The organism is Pediococcus stilesii (assembly GCF_001437075.1).
GTDB lineage: Bacteria > Bacillota > Bacilli > Lactobacillales > Lactobacillaceae > Pediococcus > Pediococcus stilesii.
This window is the reverse complement of sequence record NZ_JQBX01000007.1, coordinates 48,367-68,752: the sequence shown is the minus strand read 5'-3', so window position 1 is coordinate 68,752 and position 20,386 is coordinate 48,367. Positions and strand designations below refer to the sequence as shown.

General features: G+C 37.8%; 15 protein-coding genes and 1 riboswitch. Of the genes, 7 read left to right on the top strand and 8 right to left on the bottom strand.

Annotation, left to right across the window (positions count from 1 at the left end; all coding sequences use genetic code 11):
* Positions 1-98 precede the first annotated feature (98 nt).
* Positions 99-326, top strand: coding sequence for a DUF454 family protein (locus IV81_RS04300; protein ID WP_057802612.1), 228 nt, complete (start codon positions 99-101; stop codon positions 324-326).
* On the opposite strand, the gene IV81_RS04295 is transcribed toward IV81_RS04300, so the two are convergent.
* Positions 323-1,510 (bottom strand): DUF998 domain-containing protein, encoded by a 1,188-nt coding sequence (locus tag IV81_RS04295; RefSeq protein WP_057802611.1) that lies wholly within the window; start codon positions 1,508-1,510, stop codon positions 323-325. The two genes, IV81_RS04300 and IV81_RS04295, sit on opposite strands and share 4 nt — an antisense overlap.
* Positions 1,511-1,647: 137 nt before the next feature.
* Here IV81_RS04295 and IV81_RS04290 point away from each other — a divergent pair, with 137 nt between their 5' ends.
* From IV81_RS04290 to IV81_RS04280, 3 genes are all read left to right on the top strand, one after another.
* Entirely contained in the window at positions 1,648-2,511 is an 864-nt protein-coding gene (locus tag IV81_RS04290; RefSeq protein ID WP_057802610.1) for an alpha/beta hydrolase family protein, read from the top strand.
* 92 nt (positions 2,512-2,603) lie between these two features.
* Positions 2,604-3,461: an NAD(P)H-binding protein gene (locus tag IV81_RS04285; protein ID WP_057802609.1), complete on the top strand. Its 858-nt coding sequence runs from the start codon at positions 2,604-2,606 to the stop codon at positions 3,459-3,461.
* Positions 3,462-3,477: 16 nt separating this feature from the next.
* Complete coding sequence (locus IV81_RS04280) at positions 3,478-3,906, top strand: Rrf2 family transcriptional regulator (RefSeq protein WP_057802608.1); 429 nt, start codon at positions 3,478-3,480, stop codon at positions 3,904-3,906.
* 48 nt (positions 3,907-3,954) lie between these two features.
* Here the strand turns inward: IV81_RS04280 and IV81_RS04275 are convergent, their stop codons facing one another.
* The 5 genes from IV81_RS04275 to IV81_RS04255 form a co-directional block, all read right to left on the bottom strand.
* Entirely contained in the window at positions 3,955-4,695 is a 741-nt protein-coding gene (locus tag IV81_RS04275; protein WP_057802607.1) for a DUF3923 family protein, read from the bottom strand.
* Between the two features lie 72 nt (positions 4,696-4,767).
* The gene (gene rlmH / locus IV81_RS04270) at positions 4,768-5,247 is read right to left on the bottom strand and encodes a 23S rRNA (pseudouridine(1915)-N(3))-methyltransferase RlmH (protein ID WP_057802606.1); all 480 of its coding nucleotides are present in this window, start codon (positions 5,245-5,247) and stop codon (positions 4,768-4,770) included.
* A 519-nt stretch (positions 5,248-5,766) separates the two neighbouring features.
* The gene (gene addA, locus IV81_RS04265; RefSeq protein ID WP_057802605.1) at positions 5,767-9,474 is read right to left on the bottom strand and encodes a helicase-exonuclease AddAB subunit AddA; all 3,708 of its coding nucleotides are present in this window, start codon (positions 9,472-9,474) and stop codon (positions 5,767-5,769) included.
* Positions 9,474-13,025, bottom strand: a complete 3,552-nt coding sequence (locus tag IV81_RS04260) for a PD-(D/E)XK nuclease family protein (protein WP_057802604.1) — start codon at positions 13,023-13,025, stop codon at positions 9,474-9,476. The genes addA and IV81_RS04260 overlap by 1 nt, the downstream gene beginning before the upstream one ends.
* Before the next feature lie 8 nt (positions 13,026-13,033).
* Entirely contained in the window at positions 13,034-13,543 is a 510-nt protein-coding gene (locus tag IV81_RS04255) for an NAD(P)H-binding protein (RefSeq protein ID WP_057802603.1), read from the bottom strand.
* Between the two features lie 131 nt (positions 13,544-13,674).
* Positions 13,675-13,772, top strand: a riboswitch (purine riboswitch).
* 102 nt (positions 13,773-13,874) lie between these two features.
* On the opposite strand from IV81_RS04255, the gene IV81_RS04250 reads away from it, so the two are divergent.
* From IV81_RS04250 to IV81_RS04240, 3 genes are all read left to right on the top strand, one after another.
* Complete coding sequence (locus tag IV81_RS04250; protein ID WP_057802602.1) at positions 13,875-15,200, top strand: nucleobase:cation symporter-2 family protein; 1,326 nt, start codon at positions 13,875-13,877, stop codon at positions 15,198-15,200.
* Positions 15,201-15,288: 88 nt separating this feature from the next.
* The gene (locus tag IV81_RS04245; RefSeq protein ID WP_057802601.1) at positions 15,289-15,855 is read left to right on the top strand and encodes a DNA-3-methyladenine glycosylase I; all 567 of its coding nucleotides are present in this window, start codon (positions 15,289-15,291) and stop codon (positions 15,853-15,855) included.
* Between the two features lie 21 nt (positions 15,856-15,876).
* Positions 15,877-16,842: a GDSL-type esterase/lipase family protein gene (locus IV81_RS04240; protein ID WP_057802600.1), complete on the top strand. Its 966-nt coding sequence runs from the start codon at positions 15,877-15,879 to the stop codon at positions 16,840-16,842.
* A 71-nt stretch (positions 16,843-16,913) separates the two neighbouring features.
* Here IV81_RS04240 and nhaC read toward each other — a convergent pair whose 3' ends face one another.
* Positions 16,914-18,293 (bottom strand): Na+/H+ antiporter NhaC, encoded by a 1,380-nt coding sequence (gene nhaC, locus IV81_RS04235; RefSeq protein ID WP_057802599.1) that lies wholly within the window; start codon positions 18,291-18,293, stop codon positions 16,914-16,916.
* 316 nt (positions 18,294-18,609) lie between these two features.
* A complete protein-coding gene (cls, locus tag IV81_RS04230) occupies positions 18,610-20,070 on the bottom strand; it encodes a cardiolipin synthase (RefSeq protein ID WP_057802598.1) in 1,461 nt (486 codons plus the stop codon).
* Between the last annotated feature and the right edge of the window lie 316 nt (positions 20,071-20,386).

The following is a 20,386-nucleotide window of genomic DNA, read 5'->3' as shown; positions in this document are numbered from 1 at the left end:
AAATTTAAAGAGATTAAGTAATATTTAAGTGTGATACTTCACGCTCGATTAAAACTCTGAACCGTGATAAATTAAACCATCAAGGAGATGATATCTACATGACGATTATGTTTACCCGTCTTTTTTGGGCAACAGCGGCTTTCCTAAACGTTATTATTGGAACGATTGGCGCGATTATGCCACTAATGCCTGCCAGCCCATTTTTTATTCTTTCTTTAATTTGTATAAAAAAAGCCTCCCCTGAAATGCACCATTATATTGTTGGGACTCGTCCTTTCATGTGGTTAAAGGAAAAAATTCCGGTGCTTTCAAAGTGGCTTGCTTAATTTTTATTTTTTTCAATTTGTGCTTTGTAAGTCTTTGGTCCCTCGTTAATCATTATTTGAATTTTCGAGAATAGTAGTAACAACCAGCCAAATGCAATCGCAAATGCTTGAATTTCAAATGCCGTCAGTGACGGATACATAAAAATCCGAAATCCCATTTCTAAAACTAACAGAGCGACAGCCACCCCATATGATAAGCGTAAAAAATCTCGGCTAATTGTTGGTAGCAACCAACGAATTCCGATAATTAATATTACCAGCAGTGTGACTAATGCACCGGCAACCGCATCATGTAAAGAATGAAAGTTTGCGTTGTTGGGAAATAATCCCACTGCGCCAAAGTCTAGTGCCGTTAGCGTTAATAAAAAACGTAATAAATTTAACCGTCGGCGCGGGGCATCCTTGTAAACCTCTTCTAAAGAAACAAATAAATAATCAATCAGTGCAATCATTAATAATGCCGAAAAAATAAGCGTTACATTAAATTGCCATGACTGTTGCGCATTCTTCGTCCCCAAAAAACTCAAGTTATACTCCCACCAACGACGACGTCCATTACTTGCCATTGAAATTACCACACCTGAAATAATCACTACTGATAAAATTGTCGAAAGTGTTCTCGCATTAATTTTAAATGCGGCTAAAATCATAAATGCATTCGCGAAGAACATAAAAATTGAAGTTAACAAGAATGAAGTGAACGGATCAAACGTTGCATCTGGGAAAAGTGAACCAAAAACCCAAAACGTCCCAAGCAATACAATTGCCAAAATCATCATAAATGCGATGGTAATTACTGGAAAGTTTCGCCAATAAATCCGACTCGAAAAGTTATTGTTAGGATCATTCCGATTTCTGATAAAGAAGCCCATAAATAGTACCGTTCCGGTAACTACACCAATGGTAATCGTTAAACTGGCAACTGACTCATCCCCTGTTAGAGGAATCTGAAACATCCCTCGCACTAACCAGTAGATTAAGCTCGCAATTCCAGCCGATAAAGATACAATCAACGGCCAAATCACCAAGTATTTTTGTCTCAGTGGGTGTGCATGCCCCTCTTTTTGCAAAACCAACGTTCCGTTTCTGACCTTCACCTGAAGTTCATTTTCATTTTCCATTCCAACTTTTACCAATGCCGATGCAGGGATTGTAACTTTAATATTTTTGTCTTTGGTTTCCATGATGCTCCCAATTCTAATTTATTTCGTACGATATCAATAGACTCTAATTATAACAATAAATCAACTAATTTCTTGATTTTTAATTATCATCCATTAAGTTTTTATTCTTTTGATATACTATTTCGAGGAGGTATATCATGCCACGTCAAAAAAATTATATCGACCCGTCACGTAATAATCGTCGAATCACGACGAAAATTTGGGAACCTAGCTACCAAAACTTTCCAGCACCACGCCCATTAGTTTTACTTTCACACGGAACCGGTGGAAATCGAATGAGTCTAGCCTGGATTGCTGAGGCTTTAGCTGCCTGTGGGGCAATTGTCGCCGCTCCCGAACACTATGGCAACAGCTCTTCGACCGCTATTCCAGAGTATTTTGTACGTTACTGGGAACGTCCGTTAGATCTTTCGTTTGTGTTAAATCATCTCTTAGCAGAAGAATTAAAGGAAAAAATCGATGCATCCCGTGTCAGCGCCATCGGCTTTTCGTTTGGCGGTCATACTGTCCTAACCTTAGCCGGAGCCGAAATAAGTATTAACGCCATGAAAGCTGCTGCCCAGTTAAAGGAAAATCAAGCGGAATTTGTTTTGCCAGAAATTGGGGATTTACGTCCGCTTGTTGCGAACCTTGTTCCGCCCACAATTGAGCTCCGTGATCAACGATTCAAGGCTATTGTTGCATTATCTCCAGCGATGGGGCTTGGTTTTGTGAACGCAGATCAGGTTAAACGAATCATCGTTCCAACCCTCATCATTGGTGCGGATAACGATCATATCGCTCCTCTAAAAACAAACGCCCACCGCTACCGAGATTTGATTCAACATGCTTTATATAAGGAGCTCTCACCTAATGTTGGTCATTACATCTTTCTACCCGAGTCTCGTCGAAATAAAGACAGCATTTACTTCAAAGATGCTCCCGGCGTTGATCGCCATCAAATTCACCAGCAGGTTATTCAAAATATTATTAATTTTTTGAACCAACAGCATTTATTGTAAAATCAAAGTTGGCCTGTTGATTTTAAATTTACAAGTGTTAAAATGAACCTGTAAATAATAAACATACAAGTGTGAAGGAGATTTATAACATCATGAATTATGCAATTACTGCCTCGACCGGACGTTTTGGTCAAAAAGCCATTAAATACTTATTAGAATTAGTTGATTCTGGTGATCAAGTTATCGCCATTGCTAGAAATTTGGACAAGGCAAAAAATCTGCTGCCTCGAGATGTTGAAGTTCGCTATGGTGACTACGACGACGTTAATTCAATGAAAGAAGTTCTTCGTGGCGTTGATCGAGTTCTTTTTATTTCTTCACAACCCGGCGGCCCAGTTACTCGTGCTGAACAACATCAAAATATGGTTGAAGCTCTTAAAATGAATCAAGTTAAGTTTGTTGCCTATACAAGTTTCCCTAATGCGCAAAACTCAAAAAGTGCACTCGCTTCCGATCACAAAAGCACCGAAAATTTAATCAAAGAAAGTGGTCTCGCTCACACTTTTCTTCGTAATAATTGGTATCTTGAAAATGAAATTGGCTTTCTACAGGCGGGAGCTAACAATAAAACTGCCACCTATTGGGCCAATAACGCTGCAGGCTTTGCTCTTGAACGCGAATATGCCGAAGCCGCCGCTCGTATCTTAGTAGAACCAAATCCTGAGAGCATTTATGAACTTGCGGGACCATCACATTCATTTAACGAACTCGGTGCCGCTCTGCAAACTGCTACGGGCAACGATTTTTCGATTAAACAAGTTTCTCATTCCGATTACATTAAAGAGCTTGAACAAACTGGTTTAGACAAGAATTCAGCAACCTTGTTTGCATCATTTCAAGAACCAATTGATGACGGTTCCCTAAATGAATCTACAACTGCTTTGGCAGATATTCTTGGGAGAACGTTGACCAATCTTCCTGATGCAATTAACGAAGTTTTAAAATCATAAGATACAGGTGAACTTAATGAAATATTCTTACAAGCTGAGCGATGCAATCCACATTTTGGCATTTTTGGATATTTATAAAAATGGTGATTTATCCAGTAAGATGATTGCAAGTAGCATTGAAACCAATGCCAGCACCGTTCGAAGTTTAATGTCTGATTTGAAAAAAGCTGGTTTAATATCCACTCGACAAGGGAGCGTCAATCCAGCTTTAACTCGTTCGGCAGACCAAATCACTCTACTAGATGTATATCAAGCCATCAACATGGATCATAATCTGCTACACGTGGATCCTAAAACAAACCCACAATGTGTTGTCGGCGGAAATATTCAAGAAACCTTGAATGCCGTTTATGCGGATATTCAAGAAAGTGCCTTTCAGAAAATGGCTTTAACCAGTATTCAAGATATTATTGACGATGTATTAGAGCGCAATCAGGTTCGTTAATACAAAAAATGTGCCACGGCAAAGAAGCCGTGGCACATTTTTTATTCGTTAAATTCTTCTTATTTTATTCAAAATTAAGTGAACAATTAGTTCAATCATTAAAATCATTCCCATAAAAATTAAAAGTATTAAAAGCTCAATTAATTTCGATTCAACTGTCTCTATGTGACCAGCTCCATCAACTTTTCGAACAAGCACTAATATACCCAATCCTATACTTACAGTTCCTAACACAATATTAAAAATCCACCAGTTTTTATTTTTCATATTAAATCTTCCTCTATTTTTTAAAAATAAAAAAGTATTTTCGCTAATCAATATTGCTCCTACAACCACATAGGATAGTTGAAAAATAAAATCTGCTTTAAAATTTAAAAAGAATGACATCAAAATCATTACTATTCCAAGCCCAATACCTAAAGGTGCCTTCATTCGTATTAATTTTTTAGAAAAATAAGTATAAGCAATGAAAAATAGCATTAGCACGATTAAAATGTCGGTTCTTTTCAAAGTTTCAGTTGATGTAGCGGCCCCTAACCTAATGATCACTAAAAGCATCAGTGAGAAGGAACTTAAACTTGAAGTTTCAAAATATGCATCCCCATTAAGTAAATAGTTCGGCGAGACGTTTAAACACTCAGCAATCAAATTTAGTGTGTCAATATTTGGTAAGTTTCTTCCAGTTTCCCAGCTTGAAACGGTTTGCCGCGATACAAAAAGCCGATCAGCCAATTGTTGTTGAGTTATACCTAATTCCATCCGTTTGAATTTTAAAGTTTGTGCGAACATAACCACATCTCCATGTGAAAATACTATATCTTCATCACCTATTTGTAACGCTATTCTCTCTAGCATTGCAATTTACTTATGATAAGGGCTTCCTGCCTGAATCATAAACGATCGATAAATTTGTTCCGTTAACACCAATCGCATTAATTGATGTGGCAGAGTAAATCGTCCAAACGAAATCGCTGAGTTTGAGCGTTTCATTACATCCGAGCTTAATCCTAACGAACCGCCAATAATAAAAGTAATATCCGAGTTACCATATGTTGCCAACTTAGCCATTTCAGCGGAAAGTTCTTCAGACGATCGTTCCTTTCCTTTAATTTCTAAAGTAAAAACGTAATCACGATCTTTAACTTTGGATAAAATTCGCTCGCCTTCTTTATTTTTTACATCTTCCATCTGCGCCTCACTCAAACTTTCGGGCGCTTTTTCATCCGCTACCTCAATAATTTGAAATTTACAGAATTTTGAAAGTCTTTTAGCATATTCTGCAATTCCCTGCTTCAAATATTTTTCTTTTAGTTTTCCCACAACTATGATTTTTATATTCACCGTTTTTGCACATCCTTTTTTGAGTTATTAACAAAGTTTTCCACAGGTGTAAAAAACAACTCACAATATATTGGGTCGAATTTATGTTCGATACCATATTTGTGGATAAGTTTTTGTCAACCGTTTTTTTAGTTATCCACAGATCGTCAACTTCATTTTTGTTACAATTTACACGCTGCCAACGCTATGATACCGGCATTTTAAAGTCAAAAATATTTTTACATATTTTTTTGTCCACAGTTCCCACACAAGCCTGTGGATAACTTTTCGACAGCTCTTAAGACTTATTTAATAACTTTTGTGTACAAGTTTTATGCTGCCCTTTGAGTTATTAACAAAGTTTTCCACAGTTATCCACACATTTCGCTTTCGAACTTAAACCCTACTTAAATACCCTTGCTAAAATGAATCGCTATCATTATTCAATGAACTATTTTTTAATTACCTAATACTAATTAATGACCTACATTACCATTTTAATAAAAAAGAAGTGGCCCGATTTTCCACTTCCAAGATTCGTTACTGAATTTCTACCAACTTGCCAATCGAAAGTAAATACAAATATTTCTCACTAACTGGTTTTCCAAGAATATTTTCTAGCGCTTGCGCATATAGATTAACCTGACCCTGATAACGGTCAATAATTGATTTTATTCCTTGATCCACGCTTCCCGGCAAAACAAAATCAGTTTTGTAATCAAGCAGAATTACGCGTTGATCCATCTCAAAATACGCATCAATAATTCCGTGAATTAATACATCCTCGTCGCCTTTAACACTTGGAAATAGACCCTTAGCTGGAAGTAACAGCGAGAACGCCTCCTCACGATGAACATTCGTTGGGTGAGCCAGCATCAATTGACCCAATTCACTCTCAAAAAAGGTCAAAATTGTTGATATTTTAATTTTTTTAGCCACCGCTTCATCCAGTACCCGTGCCATCACTAACTCAACAATTTTATCCTTAATCACGACCTCGGTCACCGACTGCCTTAAATCGAGTTGTTGTAAAATTAAATGAGTTGCGGTCCCAATTTCCGTGGGTTTAGGTTGGGCAACTTCATTCATAAATCGCGGCTTTTGAAGGCTATCGGTAACATAGCGATTTTGCGTCTTTATCTTCTGGTCTGCCCCAACCTCACTGAAATTCAGTTCGAGCTTATCCGGATCATCAAAAACTCGCTTAATTTCCGAAACAGATTGGTACGCTGTTGTTTTTGTGGCATCTTCATCATGATATTTAAAATCAAGAATCGCTTTAATTTTATTGGAATTATCTAAATCATCGTCAATGTTCACCTTTTGTAACATCGTTGATGTACTCGTCACATCCGCAGTTATTTCACGTTGACCTTGTAAATCCTGAACGGTCATGAATTCCATTTTAATCTTTGGAAGGCGTAGTCCCGTCAATTCTCGACCCGCAAATTCTGCATATTCTTCAATTACGTCAGGAGTTCGCATTACGGACATCCCAATCCAATCTAAAAAGTTATTAACTTTTGATCGTTGGTCTGCATCGATCAGTAATTGACTCGTGTCGGTTGCTGCTGCCCACTTCTTTAACGCATCTGTTTGAGATTTTACCGCACCAGTGACAATCAATTTTTGCTGTGCCCGAGTTAACGCCACGTACAATACTCGCAGCTCTTCCGCTAACATTTTTTTCTTTTTAATATTAATAATCCAATTTTTTTGAAGGGTGTCAATTTCCAAACGATGAATAAAGTCTTTGACTGTAATTCCCATTCCCGCATCTCGATCTAATACGTACCGTCCCTTAGAGTCCGCGTTATTAAATCCGTGTTCTGCGTCAATTAAGAATACAATTGGAAATTCCAACCCCTTGCTTCCGTGAATTGTCATCAATTTAACAGATTCCGCATCCGTTATAACCGGATTTTCAGCGAGATCTTTATTTTTATTGCGCATTTTTTCGACAAACCGAACAAATTGAAAAAGCCCCTTAAAGCTAGATTCTTCATAGCCTCTAGCTCGGTCATAAAGTGCATGAAGATTATTTTGACGCTGTGGTCCGTCCGGCATTCCACCCACATAATCCAGGTAACCCGTTTGATCATAAATCTCCCACAATAAATCAACTAGGTTCGATTGTTGCGCCAACCGACTAAATTCATGTAGCTGTTGTAGAAATTGATCTATTTTACGCTTTAAGTTAGCCTGAAATTCATTTTGATAGTCAATTTGAAACTCATTTTCAAAATATAAAAGGGCTTCGTAATAGTGGCCATTCTTTTTTCCAATTCGTAAAAATGCCAACTCATTTTCATCCAACCCCACAATTGGTGACCGTAAGACCGCGGCCAATGGGATATCTTGATACGGATTATCAATAATTTTTAATAGTGCCATCATGACTGAAACTTCGGTTGTCTGGAAATAATCCTGCGCATTATTAACTTCAATTGGAATACCATATTTTTTAAACGTATCTACAATCTGAAGATTATTTCCACCGGTTGAATGAAGTAGCGCAATGTCGCTGTACTTCAAAGGACGCAATTTTTGCTCCTCACGGTCATAGACCTGAGTCCCCTCGTTAAAAAGTTGAATAATTCGATGGGCTATCATTTGGAGCTGACCATCATTTTTATCAGAAATAATCGAACTAGGTGTGTCAACGTCACCATTCTCTCGACTTCCATCATCAAAAATTAAAATTTCAGTGTTATTCTGAACTTCATCTGGATAATATTTAGCACCAAATTGTAATTGTGCATCATCGTCATACTCGATCTCTCCAACTTCAGTATCCATTACTTGATTAAAAATTAAGTTGGTAAAGTCATCCACGTTTTGCATCGAACGAAAGTTTTCAGCTAATATTATTCGTTCATCCGGCTGATTATCATCTTTGAAACGATTATTTTTAGCAATGAACAAACCTGGATCGGCCATTCGAAAAGCATAAATTGATTGCTTAACATCACCAACCATGAACATGTTTCCAGGATCACGGCGAGCGACTGCAGTTAAGATTGTCTCTTGAAGTGGATTAATATCCTGGTACTCATCAACAATAACTTCATTAAATTTTTTTTGAAAACTTCGCCGAACGGCACGTCCTTCTTCAGAATCATCCATCACAATTTGGAGAGCAAAATGCTCCAAATCACTAAAATCAAGTGATCGTCGGACTAGCTTTTCATCCAAAAAGCGTTTTGCAAATTGCTTCTGAACTTCAACTAACTTCATCATTAATTGATATGCGTCCTTGAATATCACGATCATTTGTTCATTGTCTAATTTGAAGTATTTTTCGGCCAATTCATTGAAGTCAGATTTCAATTCATTTCGCATATCTTTAGCATATGCATTAAACTCTTTAACTTCTTCCTTCTTCCCCCGTGGTAATTGCGCAAACTTAACAGCGTTTATTTTATGTTGCAGTGCGTTCCAATCGTGAAAGTCGCTGTCAATAATCGCCTTAATCTCCGCCACTTCTTCTTGAAAATTATCAGCCGCTTTCTTTAAGGGTTCTCCGCCATTAACCGCTTGCTCTGCAATTTCCAAGTCCTTTTGATAAATCCGAATTAAGGTTGTTTTTACTTCTTCCAGCAACTTTTTAGTGAATTTCATATCAGTTACATTGTCCGAAACCACTTCATAGTTTTGAGCGATTTTATCTAACCAGCCGTCTGGGTCGGGATTAGCATTTGAAAACTCGAACAGCTCCAAAATTAAATCTTGCAGTCCATCGTCAGTGCGATCATTTGAAAAATTACGTGTCAGTAAAGCAAATTGACCGTCTTCATCTAGTTCGTATAATTCCTCGCGCAAATCGGCCCACACATTTTCTTTCATTAGCTCGCTTTCTGTCGTATCCATAATCCGAAAGGCGGGGTCAAGATTAATTACATAATAGTAGTTACGAATTATTGCCATACAAAATGCGTGTAACGTGCTAATGTTGGCATTATTAAGCTTGTTTAATTGCATTGATAAATGGTTTTGGAGTTCGATATCCTTCACTTCATTAGTTTTTTTAATAATTGCGGCTCGAATTCGTTCCTTCATTTCGCTTGCGGCGGCTTCGGTAAAAGTCACTACCAAAAGTCGATCGACATCTTCGCCTCCGATGATTTTCTGGATAACACGTTCAACCAAAACCGAAGTTTTACCGGACCCTGCCGAAGCCGATACAAGAATATTATGACCGAAACTATTGATTGCCTGCTTTTGACTCACTGTATACTCTCTTGCCATTAGTCTTCTTGCTCCTCTTCAATTCGTTTTAAAACTTCTTCTTTATCAAGTTTTTTTATTATATTGTAATTATTTTCTGGCAGCATTGCATCAAACTGCATAACTTCTTTATAGGGTGAATATTCCATAACTGTTCGTCGATCTGACCACTGAACTGGATTTAAATCGAGTTCTCCATTAAAAATTCGTTTCCCTGCTTCAATAACCTTATCTTCAGCATGTTTAATCAAATTTTGAAGTTCATTTTCACTAACAATGCTATTTAAACTATTTTTCGTTAGCGCCCCTTTGGTTGTAAAGCCAATTGGATACACATCTGACTTTCTAGTTTCTTCAATCGTTTTGTCAATTTCTTTCAATAGTTCACTATCATCCAATAGAAAACCATTTAACGAAAATTTCTTGAATAATGCCTGGGTTAACTTTTCTGGATCATCATCTTTCCAGTCCTTTGCCTTTAACAGTGGGTCTTGAAAAATCATGTAGAGTGCACTAGAAATTTTAGATTGTTCGCCTGGATCAATTTGTTTTCGGTTCCGTTGAACAACGTCCAAATACATCAACATCTGCATTGCCAGCCCATAATATGCATCAGCAAAGTCAAATTTTCGGCTACTAGATTTATAGTCAACAACCCCCAGATACTCCTCTTGTCCAATCGAAATTTTATCAATTCGGTCAATTTTCCCTCGTACATTGATTGATCGATCTCCATCTACTTTGAACTTCAACGCTGGTAATCCTTTTTGCGATCCGATTTGACCAAACATTTGCTCCGAAGCAATCGGCCGCATTCGTGTCCGAGATAATTGCTTAAAAATAGCTTCCACCATCGACTGAATTGTCTGATTCAATTGTTGGCGTAAATATCCCATCCGGTAGGTACCATTAAACTGTTCAAATTGCTGATCATTTTGCATCTGTTCTAACAAATTTTTGGTAACCATTTTGATTTGGTCTTGATTAACTTCATTGAAGTTCAAATCAGAGGTGCTGATGATTTTCACCAACTTATCCATTGCGGCATGGAAGTATTGTCCTGTGTCGGCTGGACTTAGATCAGCCGTTTCTCGTTCCTGTAATTTTAACCCGTATTTCAAAAAGTAAGAGTACTCATTGCGATAAAATTCTTCTAGTTTAGAAACAGAAGCGTAAATGGTATCCCCGTACAAACCCGTAACAATTTCTGGTTTTAACTTTTTAGGAATATTCTTATAACGCAGACTGCTCAGTAAGTGATCCGCAAGGGTACTAACTGTACTCTTTTTAAGTAGACTAAAAATTAAATTCCAGCGGCTGTCTGCTTCTTGTTTAGTTTCGTTGACTGACCGGGCATATTGAACCAAATGACTTAATGTACTTCGCTTGGAGCCAACAAAAGGTTCAATTGTTGAATCATCCGAACTTGGTCGACTAGGAAGATTCTGAACTTCAATTTTAAAGTGATTTTTAATCCGTTCCACATACGGTGATATTTTGTATTCTGCTCCATCGTTGCCACTTTTAGGGCATGAAAAGATTAATTCGTCCGAACCGATCATAAAGGTTAGGTAATTCAAGTACGGCTCTTGGCGCATTTGTCGTTCAGTACTAACACTTAAAAATTGATCTTCATCTAAATATTCAGTAACTTCGTTTTTACCGTCTTGGTCGATAAAGCCACTGTCGGAAACTTGCTCAGGCATCACTCGATCCGTCGCTCCAATTATGAAGACGATTTTTCGATCCATCATTTGAACCATTCCCGTCTCGGAAATTAAAATTTGATCTAACGTTGATGGAATTTGTGAATATGTAGCACCTTCAAATCCTGCATTTAAAAGACCCATAAAATTAGTTGGGTCGAATGGCTGATCGCCTAGTATCTCAACAAACTCATCCAGCATTTGAATAAATGTTTCCCACGCTTGCTCTGGTTCAGCGGCTTTCGCCAGATTACCTTCATCAATCCACCGATCGCGCCATTTTAATAAACACTGGTCAACATGATTATCAATTAAAAACTGATAGAGAGCTTTTGCAGCTTCTGCCCCACTTTTAACAGTAGATAAATTATTGAAAAAAGGCATCACCGTATCTGATACGTATTTTTTAATTAAGTTAATTCTTCGATTTATGTCGGTCTCTTCGTCAGTTTGCTGGTCTCGATCTAAATCATTGAATCTACTATATTTCCAAGCTTTTTTTTGTAGCCATTGATGTCCATATATGCCTTGTTTCAAAACGTAATTCTCAGTGATATAGACACTCTTCATAAATTCAGACTCCGCCATGTCATCTTCTTCTGGACAAAGTAGTCCCGTCTTCAATAAACGCATAACATCTTCATAGCGGAAATTACGATTCTTAATATCAAATAGCGCATTGATCAATTCTAGAAGTGGATGGTTTTTCATTGCAATTTGTAAATCGTAAAATATAGGTAGTTCCAATTGATCAAATATCGGTCGCACGATTGTCGCGTAATCATCTAAATGACGAGTCAGAACCGAGAAATCAGAAAATTTGAGCGTTGGATCTGCTGCCATTTTTTGTCGAATTAACGTTGCTACATGTTCAACTTCCGCGTAACGACTATTTGACTGAAAGATGCTAATTTTATCTACCTTTTTTGGAGACTGCTTTCCGGACTGTCCCCTAGTTGAATCAATCCAATATTGTTCGAGCTCTCTCAAATTTTGACCGACCCGTGATTCTCTTATTTGAATCGGCGACTCAACTTTCACGCCGTTTTCATTGCACCACTCATTAATTTTGAAAACAATTCTTTCGTTTTCAAAAAACAAACTATTTTCTGAAATATTTTTCATGGATGGGTACTGGTTCATTGTCAGATCAAGCAAAACATTGGCGTTGGACATCATCATTGTCTGAAGTAGTCGCATTTCTTCCGCAGAAAAGTTAGAAAATCCACTGATGATAAAGTTTTGCCCCGTTAAATCTAAATTAGCAAGTTCATCAGTAAGCGCACGCGTAATATCGCTACTATCGATAAACTGGCTTTGAATCGCCTCGTCATAAGCAGTATAGATGATGTTCAGATCATGTAATTTAGCTGATAAATCCATGCCTACGTCTTCATTTTCGCCAATTTTATCAATAACTTGCTCCAAATTTTCGGGACTAACATTTCCCTGTTTAAACTCGGTTAATTGTCGTGCAATCTCTTGCACCAGCCCCAATTGAGCGTCAATATTATGGAATAAAATTAACTCATCTTGATGTTCCAATATTACTCTGTATAACAACATGTTCGTACTTGAACCGGTCAATCTTGGATACTGATAAATACTACTATTTCGTAAAAAGAACCAAGCTAGTCGACTGATTGACAAAATTTGGACATCTTTTTCTGCAAAAATATGCCCGGTAATTTCTTTTTTTTGTCGCAACTTCTGAAGCAGTTGAATTTCAGATTGAAATTTTATATGATTCGGAACTAAGTAATATACTAAGGCCTGCTTATCTCTGCGCTGAATTTCAACCACTTTTTGAGCAATGCCGTCTAAATGGTCGGCACTTGCCGGTCCATACATTATTTGAAGTGTCATATTTTCTCCTAACTTTTATTCGCGATGCCGATCGATTGATTAAGGTAGTCATCTGTTAAAATTGCCTGTTTAATAAGATTTTCTAAGCCTTTTTTGGAAACTTTTGCGTTAACTATTTTTTCTCCTTCAGCAATAATTTCGACTTCTTGAACTTCATCTTGAACTTCAACCGGACGTAAAATTGTATAAGGGATTTCTGTTTCATCCACAAGTTTAGCAACATACTGTACCTCAAGTATCAGCTCTTTTACCTGTCTACCATCCCCCAACCATTCTGGACTAATCTCCTTATCCATTCCGGCGGTTGCCAAAAATACAATCTTCCGAATTTTAATTTTTCCATCCTCAATTCGGTCAGCTAGTTGTTCAAATTCTTCATCCATTCCAATATGAATCATATCAATATATAGTACGTCATAATTCCCGTTTTCGATTTTATTAACCACTTCAAATTGCGTTTTATCACTTAGCGCCTCTTTTGAAACTTTGCGGTCTAAACCTGCAACTAGTATCTTCATTTTTATCTCCTTATAATTCTTTTCTCCATCATTATAAATCGAATTGATTCTTTCTCCAATTCCATCGAAAAATATCTCACTCATTTTTAGTTAACTTGTTTCATTATTTTTTATATGTTAAAATTTCAGTCACAATCAAATAAAACAAAGCCTATATAATGTCTTGATCTGGTTGACAGTTTCTACCTAACGCCGTAAACGTTAGACTATAGGAAGACTAATTTACAATTATTATAAGGCTGTGGCAAGTTCTCTTTGCCACAGCTATTTATTTTTTTATAGGCTCGATTTCATATTGATTTGAAAACTATGAAAACGAGGATAAGTTTTAATGAAAACAAACGATTCTAATTACAAGGCGGCTCCGGTAACCGAAATTACGCCTAAACTAACCGAGGGTAAAGCCGCAATCCTAGGATTCCAGCATCTACTTGCAATGTATTCTGGCGATGTCATCGTCCCACTTTTAATTGGTGGATTTTTACACTTCACTGCCGCGCAGATGACCTACTTAGTATCCGTCGATATATTCATGTGTGGTATTGCGACACTCTTACAAGTTAAAAAAACGGCCCTCACCGGGATCGGTCTACCGGTCGTTCTTGGCTGTGCCATTCAAGCTGTACAGCCACTAGAACGGATCGGTGGTACCTTGGGGATTACTGCTATGTATGGGGCAATAATTGCTTCTGGATTATTTGTAATCTTAATTGGTGATCTTTTCTCGAAAATTAAAGGGCTTTTCCCGCCGATCGTCACTGGATCCATTATCACTGTCATTGGTTTCACTTTGATCCCCGTTGCGTTTCAAGATATTGGCGGAGGGGACATCGCGGCTAAATCATTCGGCGATCTCAGAAATTTACTCGTTGGCTTAATCACCGTCATCGTTATTGTTGGAGTTAACGTCTGGGGCCGGGGTTTTTTCCGATCAATTGCCATTCTAATCGGAATCCTAATCGGAACTGGGATTGCCGGTTTCATGGGAATGGTATCATTGACACCCGTTGCTCAAGCCGGATGGTTTCATTTACCACAACCATTTTATTTTGGAGTTCCCACATTCAAACTATCCGCCATATTAACCATGATTATGGTGACCTTGACTACGATGATTGAATCAACCGGTGTCTTCTTTGCTTTAGGCGACCTCGTGGGAAAAGACATTACTCAAGATGACCTGAAACGTGGGTATCGTTCCGAGGGAATTGCAGCAATTTTGGGTGGTATTTTTAATACCTTCCCTTACTCAACGTTCTCCGAAAACGTTGGTGTATTACAACTTTCTGGAGTTAAAAGCCGGAAACCAATTTACTATGCCGCTGGATTTCTGATTCTGTTGGGTCTTTTGCCCAAGGCAGGTGCCATCGCAACCATTGTTCCAACAAGTGTCCTTGGTGGAGCAATGCTCGTCATGTTCGGAATCGTAGGAATCCAAGGTGTCCGTATTCTTCAACAAGTTAATTTTAATCAAACTAAAAATATTTTAATTGTTTCACTTTCCATCGGCATGGGCCTCGGATCAACGGTCTATCCTCAGTTATACCGTGCTTTGCCTGAAACGGTTCAAATGCTCATGACAAACGGAATTGTTGTTGCCAGCATTACCGCCGTTGTTTTAAATCTTTCATTTAACGGTTACGATCATGAAGTCTAAATGTGCTAAAATTAAGCTAATTAACTAATTGTTTTTAATTTCTTTTAGGGGATTGAAAGCTTTTTTATTTAGAACGGAGATTTTTAAAATGAATGATAATTTTATCTGTACTTGGGCTAGAGGAACTTCCGACCTAATGCAAGCCTATCACGCAAACGAGTGGGGGCAAGTATCTCATGATGATCGTTATATTTTTGAAATGCTTTGCTTGGAGGGTTATCAAGCGGGATTAAGTTGGAACACTATTATTAATAAACGCGCAGCATTTAAGGTGGCGTTCCATAATTTTGAAGTTCATTTAGTCGCAGCAATGACCGATGAAGATATTGATCAGTTGATGCAAAATCCAGATATTTTAAGACATCGTGGAAAGCTATCAGCTACTATTTCAAATGCAAAAGCCTTTATTGAAGTTCAAAATGAATTTGGTAGCTTCGATAATTACATATGGAAATTCGTTAATAATCATCAAATTAATGATCATATCCGAATCCCGGAAGAGGTTCATGCTAAAACACCACTTTCTGAAAAAATCTCAGCGGACTTAAAAAAACGTGGTTTTAAGTTTGTCGGCCCGGTCACCACTTATTCCTTTATGCAGGGAATTGGCTTAATTAACGACCATGAAATCGAATGTATGTACAATCCTGGTTAACTTATAAGGGGCACTTAAACGATGACTGATTATGTCAATACCTTATCAAATAATTCAATTGCAAATGTATACTTTATGGGGCGCTGGGTTCAACGCCGTTTTCAAGATACACCGATAATGTACACCACTAATCTCGGTGCCGAGATTCTCTTTCAAATAGAGGACAGTACTTACTTTGAACTTCAAACCATTCTTCCAGACCTTGAAACACCCCAAACACTGAGTATCGATATTGATCATCAACTTCAGCTTGTTTCTCTAGATAAAGCTACCATCAGATTTGAGTTAAATCATAGCCACAGCCATTTGATTCGCATTGTTTTTACGGGAAATACCGATGCTGATGATGTTTGGCAAGGAAACCAAGGGTTAGCTATTAAATCCATTCGTGCTTCCAAAAACGGTGTGCTTCACCCGATCAAGCCCAGCGGTCCTTTAGTAGCATTTATTGGCGATTCCATTACCGCTGGTTGCTGGGTCAGGGGTTCACATCCTTCAATTGATTACGGCGCCGATATTAACTATGCCGCGCTCTTATCACAAATGTTTAATTGGGAAGATTACCGCATCGCTTACAGTGCCGCCGGTATATTATGCTATGGAACTGGCGGTGTTCCAGCGGCGCCACGTTTCATTAATTATGTCGATTTCAATATTACCGCTCCTGCGGTCAACCCGAGCATGGTTTTTATTAATCTAGGAACCAATGATAAAAAATTTGAGGAAAGTCTCTTCCAACCCTTCTTTATGCAATTCATGCGTGAAGTTCAATCGAAGTTCAGCAGTTCTAAATTATTTGTTATCGTGCCTTTTGACCAAACCCATGTTGAAAGCATTACTAGTGTTTCTGAGACATTAAATATTTCAATTATTCCAACTAAAGATTGGAATATTGAAACTATCGATGGTGTTCATCCCGACGTAAACGGATCAATCACCATTGCTCAAAAATTGAGTGACTTCCTAGTACATCATCAAATATCGTAAAACTGTCAGCATTTAAAAGAGGGCCGATAAATTGATTTTATCGGCCCTCTTTTATATACATGAATATTCTATTACTGATTTTTCGAATTGACGTGTTTAATTCCAATTCCTGTAAAACCGCTGATGATTGAAAAGACTGGTGACAACAAACTAAAGAATACAAAAGGTAGGTAGTTTAACGTTGCAACATGAAATGTGTTTGCCGCAAATGTTCCTGCTACTCCCCATGGAACTAGGTAATTAATTACCGTCCCGCCATCTTCTAAGGCTCGACTCAACGCGACATTAGCTAATCCTACTTTTTCAAAAGTTGGTTTAAATGCCTTTCCTGGTAGTATAACAGATAAGAATTGCTCACCAATAAAGATATTAACGCCAATCGCACTACAGATTACTGCAAAAATTAATTTCCCATCACTGTTTAATCTTCTTGCCACTGGCTCCATCACCCGTTCAATTAATCCTAGATGTACTAAAATTCCACCCAGTGACAACGTCACCACGATTAACGAAACGGTTCCCATCATACTGGCGATTCCACCACGCGTGAGGAGCTGGTCTACACTCGCATTTCCCGTTTTAGAAACAAACCCACTTTCGATTATTGAAGCAATTTGACTTAACGTAATTTTAGGTGTTGAAATAAAAACAAAAATTACCGATACCCCAATATTCATAAACAACGTTGGTACAGCGGGGATTCGCATCCAGGCACAAATAAACATTAATGCGATTGGAATAACTACCCAAAAATTGACGTTAAAATGTTGTTCTAGTACCGTTACGGTTTGATTAATCTTACTCATGTCGACGCTTTGAGCTTCACCTGCGCCAAAAATACCAAAAAGAATTAGTGCTCCCACAAATGCCGGAACTGTTGACCACATTAAGTTTTTGATATGATCAAACAAATCAGCATCAACAACCGCGGCCGAGAGGTTCGTTGATTCGGAAAGTGGTGAACACTTATCACCAAATATTGCGCCCGAAATAATTGCACCTGCAACTAATGCCGGATTAATTCCCATCGTCACCCCCATGCCAAAGAAAGCAATTCCGACTGTTGACATGACCGTAAAGGCTGAACCAACAGATGTTCCAACCAATGCGCAAACTACAAATACCGAAGGAACAAACCAGCTGGCACTAATTAACTTAAAACCAACCACCATCAGCGTCGGGATAATTCCTGCTGCAATCCACACACTAATTAGTGCGCCCACTAATATAAAAATAAAAATTGGAATAATTCCCGTTTCAATTCCATTTTTAATTCCCGTATTAACATCTTCCCATTCGAAGCCTCTAATTTTAGCCCAGATTGTAATCAATCCTAAAACTAATAACACCGGTGTTTGTGGAGATAATCCAAATTTAATCACGCCGATTCCCATGATGGACAGCATAATTACCAAAACAATACTTGCTTCTAATGTACTAACCTTCTTCATTCCGTTCCCCTCCATTTTTTGACCAATAAAAAAATCCCTGCTGCATCTAAATGCAACAGGGACGATGTGTATACCGTGGTACCACCCAATTTAAGTGTACTAAAAAACACTTCACTCACTAGATGATAACGGTTCTAGTTATTAGCCGTTTAATTAAACTATTTCACGGTATTTCGTCAACATAACCCTGATCGGTTCGCAGCAACCACCGACTTCCTGACACACAGATCATGCGCTACTTAATGTGAAAGTTAAAATGCTTTAATTTATTTTTTATAAGACTATCATTTAAAAATTTAAACGTCAACTGTTTTAATTATAAGATTGGTGAAAGCAGTCTGGAAAAAGTTTGTTTAAACTTCAGCCAACGTGTCTGCTTATCAAACATTGCAACCGTTTGAAGGCTAGATTGTTCAATATCTTTTTTATAAATATTTTGTAATTGTTTTGCGATATTTTCATCGTACATGAAAGAATTTACTTCAAAATTTAATTTAAAACTACGAAAATCCATATTTGCGGAACCGACCGATGAAATTTTTCCGTCCACTACCATTGTCTTAGCATGTAAAAATCCGTTGTTATAATAATAAACTTTAATCCCCCATTTAGCACATTGCCATGCGTAATATTGAGTTGCTCGGTACACAAACGCATGGTCCGGCATTGACGGTACCATAATACGAACGTCTACTCCCGAATTAGCAGCCAATCGGAGCGCATCAAGCACACTATCATCGGGAATTAAATACGGAGACTGAATCCAAATCGATTCCTTAGCAGCATTTATCATCTTTAAATAGCCCATCTTAATCTTTTCGATATCCGAATCTGGTCCATTACTTACGATCTGCAAACTCGTGTTTCCTTTAACTTCCGCGACAGGAAAATATACCGATCCCGGTTTAAAATCTTCAGATACGGGATTAAGTCGATCCGTCGCATTCCAATCGAGTAAAAATCGCGATTGCAATCCATAGACCCCCGATCCGATAATTTTTAGGTGTGTATCACGCCAATATCCAAATTTCTTTTTTCGCCCTAAATACTGATCGCCAACGTTAAAGCCCCCGACATAGCCAATCTTACCGTCAATCACCACAATCTTTCGGTGATCTCTGAAGTTCAGTCGAAAATCTGTCAGAGCGGAACGAGTTCCTAAGAACGGAAACGCCTTGCCACCTAATTCATTTAGTTTTTTGAAAAATTTTCGTGAAGTTCCAAGCGATCCCCAAGAATCCCAAAGTACTTTCACTTCAACTCCTTCACGCGCCTTTTCTTCCAAAATTTCGCGTAATTGATTTCCAATTTCATCATCGTAAATCGTGTAAAATTCAACATGGACATGTTTTTTTGCTTTTTTAATTTCAGCAAAAATATCGTCAAAAAGCTCCTGCCCGTCGGTAATAATCTGAACTTCATTTCTTCTAGTTAGAAACGCATAGTCCGTCTCACTAAAAAATTGGACCATCCCCTCGGCGTCTCGCACCACCTGGTCCGCCGCTGTCGTCTTTTTTTCAATTAACTCCCGTCGCTGGTGCTCCATGATCTGATCAAGCTCTAGCTTTGTTTTATTTTTAAGCGGAAATAGTTTGTTTTCCGGTAATTTACGGCCAACAAACGCATAGATTATAAAACCGAATACCGGTAGAAAAGTTAAAACTAACAGCCAAGCCCATGTTGCAGCGATATCACGCCGCTGCCTAAAGACCGTGAAAAATGCACCTACGATATTTAGAACTAAAATAATTTCAATCACTGTTTTTAAAATTTGCAATGTCTAATCCCCCCATTGTACCCATAAGATTTATGATACTATCAAGTAAAAAAAATGAAAGTATTTTTTAAATTTTACTGTCTATAAATCACTTACATTTCAAATATTACATACCACACGATAAACTGTAATTAGTAAGCAATCTAAAATTCACAAAATATTCACATTTTGTTTTTATAGTTGCAGTATAGATAACTTTTTCATTTACTCCCCCCATAAGGTGAATGAAGGTCGTATGACCAGTTACTTATTACCTGTATGCGTCTCCCTTGTGAGACGTTTTTTTTTCAAAAAAAGGCGATTAACCCGTTGATAA

Bases quoted from the DNA above. Each gene is read 5' to 3' on its own strand.
- IV81_RS04275 (WP_057802607.1), bottom strand. From the start codon at position 4,695: ATGTTCGCACAAACTTTAAAATTCAAACGGATGGAATTAGGTATAACT.
- IV81_RS04250 (WP_057802602.1), top strand. From the start codon at position 13,875: ATGAAAACAAACGATTCTAATTACAAGGCGGCTCCGGTAACCGAAATT.
- IV81_RS04280 (WP_057802608.1), top strand. From the start codon at position 3,478: ATGAAATATTCTTACAAGCTGAGCGATGCAATCCACATTTTGGCATTT.
- IV81_RS04245 (WP_057802601.1), top strand. From the start codon at position 15,289: ATGAATGATAATTTTATCTGTACTTGGGCTAGAGGAACTTCCGACCTA.
- IV81_RS04240 (WP_057802600.1), top strand. From the start codon at position 15,877: ATGACTGATTATGTCAATACCTTATCAAATAATTCAATTGCAAATGTA.
- IV81_RS04255 (WP_057802603.1), bottom strand. From the start codon at position 13,543: ATGAAGATACTAGTTGCAGGTTTAGACCGCAAAGTTTCAAAAGAGGCG.
- IV81_RS04300 (WP_057802612.1), top strand. From the start codon at position 99: ATGACGATTATGTTTACCCGTCTTTTTTGGGCAACAGCGGCTTTCCTA.
- IV81_RS04260 (WP_057802604.1), bottom strand. From the start codon at position 13,025: ATGACACTTCAAATAATGTATGGACCGGCAAGTGCCGACCATTTAGAC.
- IV81_RS04290 (WP_057802610.1), top strand. From the start codon at position 1,648: ATGCCACGTCAAAAAAATTATATCGACCCGTCACGTAATAATCGTCGA.
- nhaC (WP_057802599.1), bottom strand. From the start codon at position 18,293: ATGAAGAAGGTTAGTACATTAGAAGCAAGTATTGTTTTGGTAATTATG.
- addA (WP_057802605.1), bottom strand. From the start codon at position 9,474: ATGGCAAGAGAGTATACAGTGAGTCAAAAGCAGGCAATCAATAGTTTC.
- IV81_RS04295 (WP_057802611.1), bottom strand. From the start codon at position 1,510: ATGGAAACCAAAGACAAAAATATTAAAGTTACAATCCCTGCATCGGCA.
- IV81_RS04285 (WP_057802609.1), top strand. From the start codon at position 2,604: ATGAATTATGCAATTACTGCCTCGACCGGACGTTTTGGTCAAAAAGCC.